At 72.7% G+C, this 12,493-nt stretch carries 11 protein-coding genes, 1 other RNA gene and 1 pseudogene; 3 read left to right on the forward strand and 10 right to left on the reverse strand.

All coding sequences use genetic code 11. The annotated features are described in order from the left end of the window. Together CCN29_RS20700 and CCN29_RS20705 are read left to right on the forward strand one after the other, a co-directional pair. A pseudogene (locus CCN29_RS20700) lies at positions 1–337 on the forward strand (MFS transporter); the annotation flags it as partial. A 98-nt stretch (positions 338–435) separates the two neighbouring features. Next, a complete protein-coding gene (locus CCN29_RS20705) occupies positions 436–1,443 on the forward strand; it encodes a LacI family DNA-binding transcriptional regulator (protein ID WP_006132393.1) in 1,008 nt (335 codons plus the stop codon). Positions 1,444–1,446: 3 nt separating this feature from the next. Here the strand turns inward: CCN29_RS20705 and CCN29_RS20710 are convergent, their stop codons facing one another. The 6 genes from CCN29_RS20710 to ftsE form a co-directional block, all read right to left on the reverse strand. Beyond that, positions 1,447–2,427 carry an extracellular catalytic domain type 1 short-chain-length polyhydroxyalkanoate depolymerase gene (locus CCN29_RS20710; RefSeq protein WP_031063614.1) on the reverse strand — a complete coding sequence of 327 codons (981 nt, stop codon included), beginning with the start codon at positions 2,425–2,427 and terminating at the stop codon, positions 1,447–1,449. Between the two features lie 132 nt (positions 2,428–2,559). After that, positions 2,560–2,963, reverse strand: a transfer-messenger RNA (tmRNA) gene (ssrA, locus tag CCN29_RS20715). Between the two features lie 125 nt (positions 2,964–3,088). Then, the gene (smpB, locus tag CCN29_RS20720; RefSeq protein WP_006132397.1) at positions 3,089–3,568 is read right to left on the reverse strand and encodes an SsrA-binding protein SmpB; all 480 of its coding nucleotides are present in this window, start codon (positions 3,566–3,568) and stop codon (positions 3,089–3,091) included. Positions 3,569–3,627: 59 nt separating this feature from the next. Then, positions 3,628–4,788: a S41 family peptidase gene (locus CCN29_RS20725; protein ID WP_199814962.1), complete on the reverse strand. Its 1,161-nt coding sequence runs from the start codon at positions 4,786–4,788 to the stop codon at positions 3,628–3,630. 67 nt (positions 4,789–4,855) lie between these two features. Beyond that, on the reverse strand, positions 4,856–5,773 hold the full coding sequence (gene ftsX, locus CCN29_RS20730; RefSeq protein ID WP_006132400.1) for a permease-like cell division protein FtsX: 918 nt from the start codon (positions 5,771–5,773) through the stop codon (positions 4,856–4,858). Positions 5,774–5,802: 29 nt separating this feature from the next. Then, on the reverse strand, positions 5,803–6,492 hold the full coding sequence (gene ftsE, locus CCN29_RS20735; protein WP_006132401.1) for a cell division ATP-binding protein FtsE: 690 nt from the start codon (positions 6,490–6,492) through the stop codon (positions 5,803–5,805). A 268-nt stretch (positions 6,493–6,760) separates the two neighbouring features. On the opposite strand from ftsE, the gene CCN29_RS20740 reads away from it, so the two are divergent. Further along, on the forward strand, positions 6,761–6,952 hold the full coding sequence (locus CCN29_RS20740; protein ID WP_006132403.1) for a hypothetical protein: 192 nt from the start codon (positions 6,761–6,763) through the stop codon (positions 6,950–6,952). A gap of 105 nt (positions 6,953–7,057) precedes the next feature. Here the strand turns inward: CCN29_RS20740 and CCN29_RS20745 are convergent, their stop codons facing one another. From CCN29_RS20745 to CCN29_RS20760, 4 genes are all read right to left on the reverse strand, one after another. Then, positions 7,058–7,618, reverse strand: a complete 561-nt coding sequence (locus CCN29_RS20745; RefSeq protein WP_086683649.1) for a PT domain-containing protein — start codon at positions 7,616–7,618, stop codon at positions 7,058–7,060. A gap of 307 nt (positions 7,619–7,925) precedes the next feature. Next, entirely contained in the window at positions 7,926–9,032 is a 1,107-nt protein-coding gene (prfB, locus tag CCN29_RS20750; RefSeq protein ID WP_006132406.1) for a peptide chain release factor 2, read from the reverse strand. A 136-nt stretch (positions 9,033–9,168) separates the two neighbouring features. After that, positions 9,169–10,287, reverse strand: a complete 1,119-nt coding sequence (locus CCN29_RS20755; protein WP_006135728.1) for an ADP-ribosylglycohydrolase family protein — start codon at positions 10,285–10,287, stop codon at positions 9,169–9,171. Between the two features lie 132 nt (positions 10,288–10,419). Then, the coding region (locus tag CCN29_RS20760; RefSeq protein ID WP_442538431.1) for a tetratricopeptide repeat protein at positions 10,420–12,493 on the reverse strand (2,074 nt) is incomplete at its 5' end.

Below are 12,493 nucleotides of genomic sequence, written 5' to 3' on the forward strand. Positions count from 1 at the left end.
GCTGGCCGCGGCCCTGACCGGCTCGCTCCTGGTGCTGGCGGGTGCGCTGCTCGTGGCGGGCATGGCCACCGCGCCGACGATGGTCACCACGATGACGCTGGTGCAGCGGTACACCCCCGAGGGGCGGCTGAACGAGGGCATGACGCTGGCGGTCACCGGGCTGCTGGGCGGGATCGCCTGCGGCAGCGCGGCCGGCGGCTGGATCGTGGAGCACGTGTCGGCCACCGCCGGGTACGGGGTGCCGGTGGCGGCGGCGCTGACCGCCTTCGCGGTCGCCGGAGCCCTCGTCACGTTCGGCTCGTCGAACCGCTTCATGGATGGCTGTCGGCACCATTGACGGGCACAGGTCCCGCACATACCTTCACCCGTCGAAGCGCTTCGACACAGGTGTCGGCCGCTGACTCCCCCCACGGACCGTGCCCACGAGGACTGCCGATGGTGAAGATCACGGATGTGGCCCGGCGCGCCGGCGTCTCCCCCAGTACGGTCTCGTACGCGCTGAGCGGCAAGCGGCCGATCTCGGACGCGACCCGGCGCCGGGTGCAGGCCGCGGCGCGCGAGCTGGGCTACCGCACGGACGGCGTCGGGCGGCCCCGGTCGGGCGGCCGGGCGAAGGTGCTCGCGCTGGCGGTGCCGATGCGGCCCGGCATCCATGTGCCGGTGGTCACCCAGTTCGCGGTGTCGGTGGTCACCGCCGCCCGCGCCCGCGACCACGACGTGCTGCTGCTCACCCAGGGCGAGGGCGACGGGTCCCTCGGGCGGGTCACGGAGACGGGGCTGGCGGACGGGGTGATCGTGACGGACGTGCAGTTGCAGGACGCCCGATTACCGCTGCTGCGCTCCCGCTCCGTGCCGTCCGTGCTGATCGGGGTGCCCGCCGAGGCGGACGGGCTGACCTGCGTCGACCTGGACTTCCGGGCGGCCGGGGAGCTGTGCGTGGACCATCTGGCGGGGCTCGGGCACCGGGCGGTGGCGCTGGTCGGCTCGCCGCCGGAGGTGTACGTGCGGCGGACCGCGTTCGCGCGGCGGCTGGTGGAGGGCTTCACCGCGGCGGCCGACCGGCACGGGCTGGCCTCGGCGGTGCTGCCGTGCGGCACCGGCCGGGACGCGGCCCGCGCGGTCGTGGAGCGGCTGCTGCGCGACCTGCCCGCGCTGACCGCGGTGGTGGTGCACAACGAGCCGCTGATCGACCCGCTGATCGAGGCGTTCGGGGAGCTGGGGATGCGGGTCCCCGGCGATCTGTCCCTCATCGCCGTGTGCCCGGCGCCGGTCGCCGCAGCGGCCCGCGTCCCGGTCACCTCGGTGGCCGTGCCGGCCGCCGAGCTGGGCGCCCGCGCGGTGCATCTGCTGGTACGGAAGCTGTCCGGGGCCGCCGTACCGGGCACCACCCTGCTGCCGCCCCGGCTGACGGAGCGGGCGAGCACGGCGCCGCGCGGGCGCTGAGACTCAGCCGAGCTGCCAGGCCTTCCCCAGCCGGTACGCGGCGCACAGGTTCACGTCCAGGAAGTACGCCCCGGACGCCCCGCACTGCGCGTCCCCGGTCCCGGGGTCGACGGGCTGGCCGTGCCCCATCCCTGTGAGGCTGTACGTCTCGACGACCGCGTTCCCGCCGGGGCCGCGGTAGACCCGGTGGGGGAAGCCGGCGACGGTGTCGCTGACGTCGGCGGTGCGGTCGGCGCCGTGCACGTCGGTCCACTGGTCCACCAGGGCGGTCATGTTGGCCGGTTTCACCGTGTAGTCGGCCGTGCCCTGGAACACGGTGAGCGCGGGCCAGGGCCCAGTGTACCCGGGGCGCGCGGCCCGCACCCGGTCGCCCCACTGCGCCGGGGTCTGGGTGGCCCCGACGTACATGCACACGTAGGGCGACCCCGCGGCCTGGGCGCAGCCGTAGGGCAGTCCGGCGACGACGCCGGCCGCGGCGAACTTCTCCGGGTAGGCGGCCGTCATCACGGCGGCCATCCCGCCGCCGGCGGACAGGCCGGTGACGTAGACGCGGGACGGGTCGCCGGAGACGTCGGCGAGCTGCCGGTCGACCATCTGGGCCACGGAGGCGGCCTCGCCCTGCCCGCGCGCGATGTCGGAGGTCTGGAACCAGTTGAAGCACTGGCTGAGGTTGTTGCCGCTCTGCTGCTGCGGCAGCACGACGGAGAAGCCCCAGCGGTCGGCGAGCGTGGTCCAGCCGGTGCCGGAGGCGTACCCGGCGGCGTTCTGGGTGCAGCCGTGCAGGGCGACGACCACGGGGCGGCCGGCGGGCAGCCCGTCGGGGACGTAGCGGTACATCTTCAGGGCGCCGGGGTTGCTGCCGAAACCGGTGACCTCCTGGAGGGAGGCGGCGGAGGCGGGCGCGGGGGCGAGCAGGACGGAGAGAAGGGCGGCCAGGAGGGCCGTCAGCACGGTGGGGCGCAGTGCGGCTCTGGTCTGTGTCATGGAGAGCGAAGGTAGAAGCGTGAACCACCCACCGATATGGGTGCGGCCCCCACATCCCGGGGGTGCGCCCATGTGGCCACGCATGACAAAGGCCCCGCCGCTCGCGCGACGGGGCCTCTGCCCACATGGGGTAAGTGGAGATGGCGGGAATCGAACCCGCGTCCAACGGTGCGGAACCAGGGCTTCTCCGTGTGCAGTCGGCTGTGCTTTTCTCGGCCCCGGAGATCACGCCGACAAGTCTCCGACGGGCCCAGTCACTGTGTGGTTTCCCTCTTCACCCCGTGACCGGGATCAAGGTTTAGTTCCCTAGCTGATGCCAGGATCCGGGTCGGGAACATCCCCGGGCTGACACTCCCTTAAGTAGGGGAGCCGCTGCTCGCTACCTGAAGATCAGGCAGCGAGGGCGAGCTCGCCCTGGGAGACAGATCGCTTGGAATTGGCGATTATTTTTTTCGGCCTGTGGTTTACGAGATCATGGCCGCTTCCTCGACACGCTTCCCCTGCTTCGACAGCCGCTGTCGAAACCGATCATCCCCATGTTGTGTTGTCAAACCCTCCCGGAGGAGGTGACGCGCACCCGCTGTGAGGTGCGTTGCCATCGTACGTGACCAACGCGGGTCGATGCCAGCCTATTCCCGCGAGGCCCCGGGGCCCCTGAACCTCAGGCCCGCTGCTTCCTGCGCACCGCGGAGATCGCCCGCTCGGTCTCCCGCCGGTCCTGCTTCTCGCGCAGCGTCTGCCGCTTGTCGTACTCCTTCTTGCCCTTGGCGAGCGCGATCTCGACCTTCGCCCGGCCGTCCTTGAAGTACAGGGAGAGCGGCACGATGGTGTGGCCGGTCTCCTGGGACTTGGCCTCCAGCTTGCCGATCTCCTCGCGGTGCAGCAGCAGCTTCCGCTTGCGCCGGGCGCTGTGGTTGGTCCAGGTGCCCTGGCTGTACTCCGGGACGTGCACGTTGTGCAGCCACGCCTCGTGGTCGGTGAGCTGGACGAAGCCGTCCACCAGCGACGCCCGGCCCTGGCGCAGGGACTTCACCTCGGTGCCGGTGAGCACCAGACCCGCCTCGTAGGTGTCGATGATGAGGTAGTCGTGGCGCGCCTTCTTGTTCTGCGCGATCAGCTTGCGCCCTTTTTCCTTAGCCATAGTGCGCCCATTTTCGCACTACGGAGGGGCGTCCAGGGAAGCCGATTACCGACCGGGGGCTACCGGCCGAGTCCGGCGACGACCGACTCGGCGCGCTCCAGCGCCCGCTCGCGGGCCTCCAGGTCGGGGGTGATGCCGTGGCCGTCGACGCCGCGGCCGGAGGGGGTGCGGTAGTGGCCGACGGTCAGCTCGGCGACGGAGCCGTCGGGCAGCTCGGTGGGCATCTGCACCGAGCCCTTGCCGAAGGTGCGGGAGCCCACGACGACCGCCCGTCCGCGGTCCTGGAGGGCGCCGGTGAGCAGTTCGGCCGCGCTCATCGTCCCCGCGTCGACCAGCGCGACCAGGGGTCTCGTCGTGTCGCCGCCGGGCTCGGCGTGCAGGGCGCGCTCCTCGCCGGCGACGTCGTAGGTGGCGACCAGGCCGCCGTCGAGGAAGGCGGAGGCCGCGGTGACCGCCTCGGCGACCAGGCCGCCGGAGTTGCCCCGCAGGTCGAGGACGATGCCGGACTCCTTCGGCGCCTCGCGCACGGCGGCGCCGACCTGCTCGCCGGAGCCCTTGGTGAAGGCGGCGACCTGGACGACCGTGACCCCGGACGGCAGGGAGCGGACGGTGACCGCCTTCCGGGAGAGCCGGGCGCGCCGCACGGTCTCGCTCCAGGAGCGGGAGCCGCGCTCGAGCCCGAGCCGTACGGTGCTGCCGGCGCTCTTGCCCGCCCTGTCCCCGCGCAGCAGGGACACGACCTCGGTGACGGGCCGCCCGTCGACCTTCTCGCCGTCGACGCTGCGCAGCCGGTCTCCCGCGCGGATGCCCGCCTCGTCGGCGGGGGTGCCGCTGCCGACCTTGCTCACCTCGATACGGCCGTCCCGCTGGCGGGCCCACAGGCCGACGCCGGTGTACGCGCCGTCGAGGGTCGCCTGGAACTCCTCGTACTCGCCGCGGGAGTAGACGGCGGCCCAGCGGTCGCCGCTGCGGCTGACCGCGCGCTCGGCGGCCTCCAGCGGGGACGCCCCGTGGGCGGCGGCCTCCTCGGCCGCGCGGGTGACCTCGGCGTGGTGACCCACGGGGGCGGCCTGTGCGGCGCCCTCCGCGGTGTCCTCACGGCCGGCGCCGGGAAGGCTGCCCGTGGCCGCGCCGGCGACAAGGACGCTCGCGAACACCAAGGTCAGGGCGGCGCCGCGGCGGACGCTGCGGGGCCGACAGAACGGGTCACGACCTGACATGCCGGTGAGTCTAGGACAACGGAAAGGGGCGCACGGCCCGTTGGCCGCGCGCCCCGGTTGGCAAGAGTCACACCTTCAGATACTTGCGCAGCGCGAAGAACGCGGCCAACGCCGGCATCAGCAGACTGGTCGCCAGGATGAGCGGAAGCTTCGTCAGGACGGCGTCCCAGCCGATGAAGTTGATCAGGCTCAGCTTCTCCGACAGGGCGAGTCCGTTGTCGATGATGAAGTACCGCCCCAGGACGAGGAAGGCGCACGCGAGGGTGCCGCCGATGAGTCCGGCGACCGCTGCCTCCATGATGAAGGGCGCCTGGATGTAGAAGCCGGAGGCGCCCACCAGCCGCATGATCCCGGTCTCGCGCCGGCGGCTGAACGCGGACACCCGGACGGTGTTCACGATCAGCATCAGGGCGACGACCAGCATCAGCGCCATCATCGCGAGGGCGGCGATGTTCATGCCCTCCAGCAGGCCGAAGAGGTTGTCCAGCAGGCCCTTCTGGTCCTGCACGGACTGCACCCCGTCCCGCCCGTCGAAGGCGGTGGCGATGACCTGGTACTTCTCCGGGTCCTTCAGCTTGATGCGGTACGACTCCTGCATCTGGTCCGGCGTGAGGGAGCTGGCCAGCGGCGAGTCGCCGAACTGCTCCTTGTAGTGCTTGTACGCCTCGTCCTGCGACTCGTACGTCACCGTGTCGACGACCGACATCTTCTCCAGGTCGGCCTTGATCTGGCCCTTCTGGTCGTCGGTCACCGCGCCCTTGGCGCAGTTGGGGTCGGACTCGGCGTCGCTCTTGTTGCAGAGGAAGATGGAGACGTTGACCTTGTCGTACCAGTAGCCCTTCATCGTGCTCACCTGGTCGCTCATCAGGAGCGACCCGCCGAACAGGGCGAGCGACAGGGCCACGGAGACGACGACCGCGAAGGTCATCGTCAGGTTGCGGCGGAGACCGACGCCGATCTCCGACAGGACGAACTGGGCGCGCATGGCGTCTGATCAAGCCTTTCCGTGGAGCGTCAGTGCTGGTAGCCGTAGACGCCGCGTGCCTGGTCGCGCACGAGGCGGCCCTTCTCCAGCTCGATGACGCGCTTGCGCATCTGGTCCACGATGTTCTGGTCGTGCGTCGCCATCACCACGGTGGTGCCCGTCCGGTTGATCCGGTCGAGCAGCTTCATGATGCCGACGGAGGTCTGCGGGTCGAGGTTGCCGGTGGGCTCGTCGCAGATGAGCAGCTTCGGCCGGTTGACGAAGGCCCGCGCGATGGCGACGCGCTGCTGCTCACCACCGGACAGCTCGCCCGGCATGCGGTCCTCCTTGCCGCCGAGCCCGACCAGGTCGAGCACCTGCGGCACGGACTTGCGGATCTCGCCGCGCGACTTGCCGATGACCTCCTGCGCGAAGGCCACGTTCTCGGCGACCGTCTTGTTCGGCAGCAGGCGGAAGTCCTGGAACACGGTCCCCAGCTGCCGCCGGATCTGCGGCACCTTCCAGTTGGAGACGCGGGCGAGATCCTTGCCGAGGACGTGCACCTGCCCGTGGCTGGCCCGCTCCTCACGGAGGACGAGCCGCAGGAAGGTGGACTTTCCGGAGCCGGAGGACCCGACGAGGAACACGAACTCGCCCTTCTCGACCTCCAGGGACACGTCCCGGAGGGCTGGGCGGGTCTGCTTGGGGTAGACCTTGGACACGTTGTCGAATCGGATCACGGATGCACCACGGGTAGCCGGGGGTAGATGAGCGTGACCTTACGCGACCCGGGGAGGCGTGCGCAGTCACCGGAGGGGGTTGTGGAAGAGATGCGCCCTTTGTTCCGGGCGGCGCCCGCTCCCGGGGGAAGCCGGGGCATCCCCTGGGGAGGGCCCTGACTGGGGAGGACCCGGCGCGGTCGCGGCGGGAACCTGGCACAGTGGAAGGGGAACGTTCACACGGTGGTGGGCGTTGAACCCCAGGAACCGGTGCGAGGAGGGCGAGCGCATGACGTACGACCGGCTGGTGTGCGCGAACTGCGCCGCGCCCGTGAGCGAGGGCCGGTGCCCCGTGTGCCGTGCGAACCGCGAGCGGATGCAGCAGGAGAACTTCTTCGCGGGCCTCACCCCGACGACCCTGATCGTCCTGCTGGCGGTGCTGGTCGCGGCGGTGGCACTGCTCGCCCATCAGACCGTCTGAGCTGGGCGGACAGGCAACACAGGACACGGCGAGGGCCCGGAGCGCGGCGGCGCTCCGGGCCCTTGCGTCATGTCGTGCGCGCGGTGCGTGCGCGCGCGGCCACCGTCAGGCGGCGGCGCCGCCGCGGCCGGTCATCAGGCGCGGAAGCACCCGGAAGCCGATGCCGCCGGCGATCATCGTGGCGGCGCCGATGACCAGGAAGGTGGTCTCGGCGGCACCGGTCTCGGCCAGCTCCTTGCCGTTGCCCTGCGCCGAGGCCGCGGGGGCCTCCTCGCCGGTGTCGGTCAGGGAGGAAGAGCCCTCCTCCTGCGGCGAGGCGCCGCCGTCCGGGTCGAGGCCGCCGGGGGCGGACTCGGAGGGCTCCTCGGTCGGGTCCTCGGTGGGGTCTTCGGTCGGGTCCTCGGTGGGCTCCTCCGTGGGCTCCTCGGTCGGGTCCTCGGTGGGCTCCTCGGTCGGGTCCTCGGTGGGCTCCTCCGTCTCGTCGTCGCCGTCACCCGGCTCGTCGCCGTCCAGGCTCACGCCGAGGCCGAGGCCCGCGTCGTTCGCCTCGGCGCTCACGCCGATCTCGAGGGCGGAGGCGGCGCCGGCCGCCGTGAGCGAGGCGCCGGCCGCTATCACGGCACCGGCCGCGATACGTGCGACACGGATCCGCGTCTTCTTGGTCATGTGGTTGCTACCCCCAGTAGCTCATCGTCAGTGAGGCGGCGCCCGGGGCCGTGATCAACGGAGGTAACTGTCGTGAAACGCCCCCCGGTTCACATGCGCCCCAGAAATGCGCATGCCACGCTTCACCCTTCCCATTTTCCAAAAGAACGTCAAGGGCGTTGCGGGCGCGATGTCCGGCTCCGCACGCTTTGCCGGACAGGGAAGCTGTGAGTGTGATGTAAATCCCGGACATCCCCGACACGACAAGGCAACTGCCGCTCCGGGAGCGGCAGTTGCCTTGTCGACAAATCTGTGTGCGGGAGCGGCCCTACTTCTCCTGCTGCTTGCGCCAGCGAATTCCGGCCTCGAGGAAACCGTCGATCTCCCCGTTGAACACGGCCTCCGGGTTGCCCACTTCGTGCTCCGTGCGCAGGTCCTTGACCATCTGGTACGGGTGCAGCACGTACGAACGCATCTGGTTGCCCCAGGAGTTGCCGCCGTCGCCCTTCAGGGCGTCCATCTTGGCCTGCTCCTCCTGGCGGCGCCGCTCCAGCAGCTTGGCCTGGAGGACGTTCATCGCGGTGGCCTTGTTCTGGATCTGCGACCGCTCGTTCTGGCAGGAGACCACGATGCCGGTGGGGAGGTGCGTGAGGCGCACCGCGGAGTCCGTGGTGTTCACGCCCTGGCCGCCGGGGCCGGAGGACCGGTAGACGTCCACCCGCAGCTCGGACTCGTCGATCTCGATGTGGTCGGTCTGCTCGACCACGGGCAGCACCTCGACGCCCGCGAAGGACGTCTGGCGGCGGCCCTGGTTGTCGAAGGGCGAGATGCGCACCAGGCGGTGCGTGCCCTGCTCGACGGAGAGGGTGCCGTAGGCGTAGGGCGCCTGCACGGCGAAGGTGGTCGACTTGATGCCGGCCTCCTCCGCGTACGAGGTCTCGATCAGCTCCGTTTTGTAGCCGCGCTGCTCCGCCCAGCGCAGGTACATGCGCTGGAGCTTCTCGGCGAAGTCGGCGGCGTCCACGCCGCCCGCCTCGGCGCGGATGTTGACCAGCGCCTCACGGGAGTCGTACTCGCCGCTCAGGAGGGTGCGGACCTCCATCTCGTCCAGTGCCTTCCGCACCGAGGTGAGCTCCGACTCGGCCTCCGCGCGGGTGTCCGGGTCGTCCTCCTCCTCGGCCATCTCGAAGAGCACGGCGAGATCGTCGATCCGCGAGCGCAGGGCCTCGGCCTTCCTGACCTCCGCCTGGAGGTGGGACAGCTTGCTGGTGATCTTCTGCGCCTCGTCCGGGTTGTCCCAGAGGGACGGCGCGGCCGCCTGCTCCTCGAGCACGGCGATGTCTGCCCTCATCTTGTCGAGGTCCAGGACGGCCTCGATCGACTCCATGGTCGAGGAGAGGGACTTGAGCTCTTCGGATACGTCGACGACTGCCACGCCCTCCAGCGTAACGGCTTCCCGCCGGGGGCCTTGCCGGGCGGCTGCGGAAATCCGGGGTCGGGTGGGTTCCCGGGGCCCCTTTGCGCAGTTCCCCGCGCCCCTGGAGGGCGCGGGGAACTGCGCATACTCAGGATCAGGCGCCCCGCGGGTACCGCGTCAGCCAGGCCGGGGAGGAGCCCGCAGGGCCGTGGAGTGCGGGGCCCTGGGTCATCTCCATCGCGAAGTCGTCGGCCAGTTCCAGGACCGTGGGGCGGCCCTCCAGTTCGGCGAGCCAGGCCGGCGGGAGGGCCGTCTCGCCGTGCAGGGCGCCCAGCAGACCGCCGGTCAGCGCGCCCGCCGCCGCGCTGGGGCCGCCGTGGTTCACGGCGAGGCACAGCCCGTGCCGTACGTCCTCCCCCACCAGCGCGCAGTACACGGCGGCGGACAGCAGGCCCTCGGCGGTGGCGTTGCCGACCAGTTCCGTGACCCGCTCCGCGCCGGGCATGCCCTGCCGTACCGCGCCCAGGGCGCGCTGGAGGGCGTCCGTCACCGGCTGGTGGCCGGGGCGGACGGCCAGCAGGGCGAGGGCGCGCTGCACCGCCGCGTCCAGGCTGTCGCCGCGGGCCAGCGCGTGCACCAGCACCGCGTACGCGCCCGCCGCGAGGAAGGCCACCGGGTGACCGTGGGTCTGGGCCGCGCACTCCACGGCGAGCTGCGCCACCAGCTGTGGGTCCCAGCCGACCAGCAGCCCGAACGGCGCCGACCGGGCCGCCGCCTCCGGGCCGGCCTCGCCGGGGTTCTTGGGCGCGTCCAGCGTGCCCATCGTCTCGTCGCCCAGGCCGAGCAGCAGCGTGCGGGCCGGGTCGCGGCGGGCGTACAGCCACTCCTCCCGGGCCAGCCAGCCGTCCTCCTTGCGCCGCTCGTCCGGGCCCCAGTCGCGCTGCGTGGTGGCCCAGCGCAGGTACGCCCGGTGCAGGTCGGTCGGCGGGTGCCAGGCGCCGGTGTCGCGCCGGACCTGGGCGCGGATCAGGCCGTCCACGGTGAACAGGGTGAGCTGGGTGTGGTGGGTGACGGCGCCGCGCCGGCCGTAGGCGGGGGCGAGGTCGGTCAGGCCCTCCGCGCCGTGGGTGCGGCGGATGGTGTCGGCGTCCAGGCCGTCCACGGGTGCGCCCAGTGCGTCGCCGACGGCCACCCCGAGCATCGTTCCGCGCACCCGGCTGCGGAAGTCCTGCTGCTCACGGCGCCCCCACACGGGCCCGGCAGTACCAGCCACCCAGACCTCCCGGGACCGTCCGTACGTACGACGCCCAGCACTGTAATCGAACGGGGGCGGTCGGCCGCGAGGCCGGAACAGCGTCCGGTCCGCTGTACGGCGTGTGACCCGAGCGGTCGGATGTGGCCGGAATCAGCCGGTGAGGTCCCGTACGACCGCATCGCGCCGCTCGCGCGCCCAGGCGTAGGACGGGTTCAGCTCCAGGGCGCGGTCCAGGTCGGCGAGGGCCTGGTCGAGCCGGCCCAGGCGGTGGTGGGCCGCGCCCCGGCTCGCGTACGCCGACGCGTATCCGGGGTCGAGGGCGAGCGCCCGGTCGTAGGCGGCGAGGGCGTCCCGGTCGCGGTCGGCGGCACGGAGGGCGTCCCCGCGCTCGCAGTGGGCCCACGCGGAGTCGGGGTCGGCGGCGACGGCGCGGTCGAGGGCGGCGAGGCGGCCCTCCGGGTCGCCCAGCTCCCGTGCCACCCGCGCGCGGCGCACCAGCGCCCAGGAGTAGTCGGGCTCGAGGGCGAGGGCCTCGTCCAGGGCGGTACGGGCCTCCGTCACCTGGCCGAGGGCGAGGCGGGCGGCGCCGAGGGACGCGCGGGCGTAGGCGTCGGCGGGGTCGAGGGCGGCGGCCCGCTCCAGGTCGGCGACCGCGTCGGTGTGGCGGCCGAGGAGGCGCAGGTACTCGCCGCGCAGGGCGAGGGTGCGGGCGTCGCCGGGGGTGAGGGCGAGGGCCCCGCTCAGCTCGGCGACGGCGGTGGCGTGATCGGCCCGGGCGGCGTGGGCGAGGGCGCGGTCGCGGTGGATGCGGGCGAGGAGGGGCGGGGGGAGGGTGACGTCCGTGGGTGTGATCGCGCGGGCCTGCTCCTCCAGCATCCAGTCGAGGCCGGCGGGCTCCCCGCGGACGTCCCCGCCGAAGTCCTCGTCCTGGGGCGTGACGCCGCCCGGCGTGGTCGCCGGCCCGTGGTCGGCCCGCCCGCCGAGCACAGCGCCCGGTACGGGCAGCGGCGAGGCGTGTCCCGCCCACCGGAGCAGGGAGTCGAGGACCGCCTGGGTCCCGCCGGAGGCGAGCGCGGCCGACAGCCGGTCGCCCCACGCGGTCACGCCGGACGCGTCCGTGTCCCGCCCCGCGTCGGCCAGGACACTGATCCACCGCGCGGCGAGCGCCTCCCCCTGGTCGCAGGCCTCCACCAGGTCGTGCAGGGTGTCGGAGACCGCCGTGGGGGCGGAGGCGCACAGTCGGTGGTACAGCTCCCCGAGGCGCAGCTCGCACCAGGTCTCGTCGAGCCACAGCGTGCCGGTGTCCCGTCCGGTCTCCGTCTGCTCGCGCCAGCGGCGGAAGGCGTCCGCGAGCCTGCGGTGGGCGTCGGTCCAGCCGCGCGGGGAACGCCCGCGCTGGAGCCGCAGCATGGGGGCGCGCACGATGCCGTGGTAGCGGATCCGGCCGCCGAGCCGGTCGGCGAACGGCAGGGTCTCCACCCAGGCGTAGAGCTCCTCGGCGCGGTCCCGGTCGCAATCGGCGGCCACCGCGAAGACGTCCGCGTCCAGCAGGCGCGGCAGCGCGCCCGCGAGGGCGGCGAACCGGCGGCCGGGGTCCTGCTCCCACTTCAGGAAGCGTGCGACGGCGGTGGCGCTCGGGTCGGTGACGTCCTCGGGGCCGGCGGGGCGGGTGCCGGCGATCGTGGACAGCAGCACGGGCAGGCCGCCGGTGAGGCGGAGCGCCTCGGCGACGACGGGTTCGGCGGTGACTCCCCGCTCGGCCAGCAGTCCGCGCGCCTCCGCCTCGGTGAACGGCTGGAGCGGCAGGGAGGTCATGAAGTCGGCGAACGTGCCCCAGCGGGCCGGGTCGGCGGGGTGCTGGCCTGCGGTGACGACGACGACCGTGTCGGGCAGGGCGCCGTGACGGTCGGTGGTGAGCAGGTCGTGCAGCCAGGCGTCGAGGAAGGGGCCGGTGCGCTCGTAGGTGTCGAGGAGGAGGACGGTCCAGGGGACGTCGGAGGCGACCGCGTCCAGTTCGTCCGCGAGGACGGGGGTGAGGACACTGGCCGGGTCGAGGACCAGGCGGACGTCCTCGTGGCTGCGGAAGCGGGCGGCGAGGACGGAGCGCAGCCGGTCGGCGCCGTGGGCGAGGCGCTCGGGGTCGAGGACGGCGGTGAACGGGGCGACGCCGGGGACAAGTCCGAGCCCGGCGAGTCCGGCGCGGGCGAGCGCCATGCCGCCCGCG

It is taken from the genome of Streptomyces pseudogriseolus (assembly GCA_002154585.1).
GTDB classification, from domain to species: domain Bacteria; phylum Actinomycetota; class Actinomycetes; order Streptomycetales; family Streptomycetaceae; genus Streptomyces; species Streptomyces pseudogriseolus.

Coding starts and splice junctions, on each gene's coding strand:
- CCN29_RS20705 (WP_006132393.1), top strand. CDS start 436: ATGGTGAAGATCACGGATGTGGCCCGGCGCGCCGGCGTCTCCCCCAGT.
- CCN29_RS20710 (WP_031063614.1), bottom strand. CDS start 2,427: ATGACACAGACCAGAGCCGCACTGCGCCCCACCGTGCTGACGGCCCTC.
- smpB (WP_006132397.1), bottom strand. CDS start 3,568: ATGGCTAAGGAAAAAGGGCGCAAGCTGATCGCGCAGAACAAGAAGGCG.
- CCN29_RS20725 (WP_199814962.1), bottom strand. CDS start 4,788: ATGTCAGGTCGTGACCCGTTCTGTCGGCCCCGCAGCGTCCGCCGCGGC.
- ftsX (WP_006132400.1), bottom strand. CDS start 5,773: ATGCGCGCCCAGTTCGTCCTGTCGGAGATCGGCGTCGGTCTCCGCCGC.
- CCN29_RS20740 (WP_006132403.1), top strand. CDS start 6,761: ATGACGTACGACCGGCTGGTGTGCGCGAACTGCGCCGCGCCCGTGAGC.
- CCN29_RS20745 (WP_086683649.1), bottom strand. CDS start 7,618: ATGACCAAGAAGACGCGGATCCGTGTCGCACGTATCGCGGCCGGTGCC.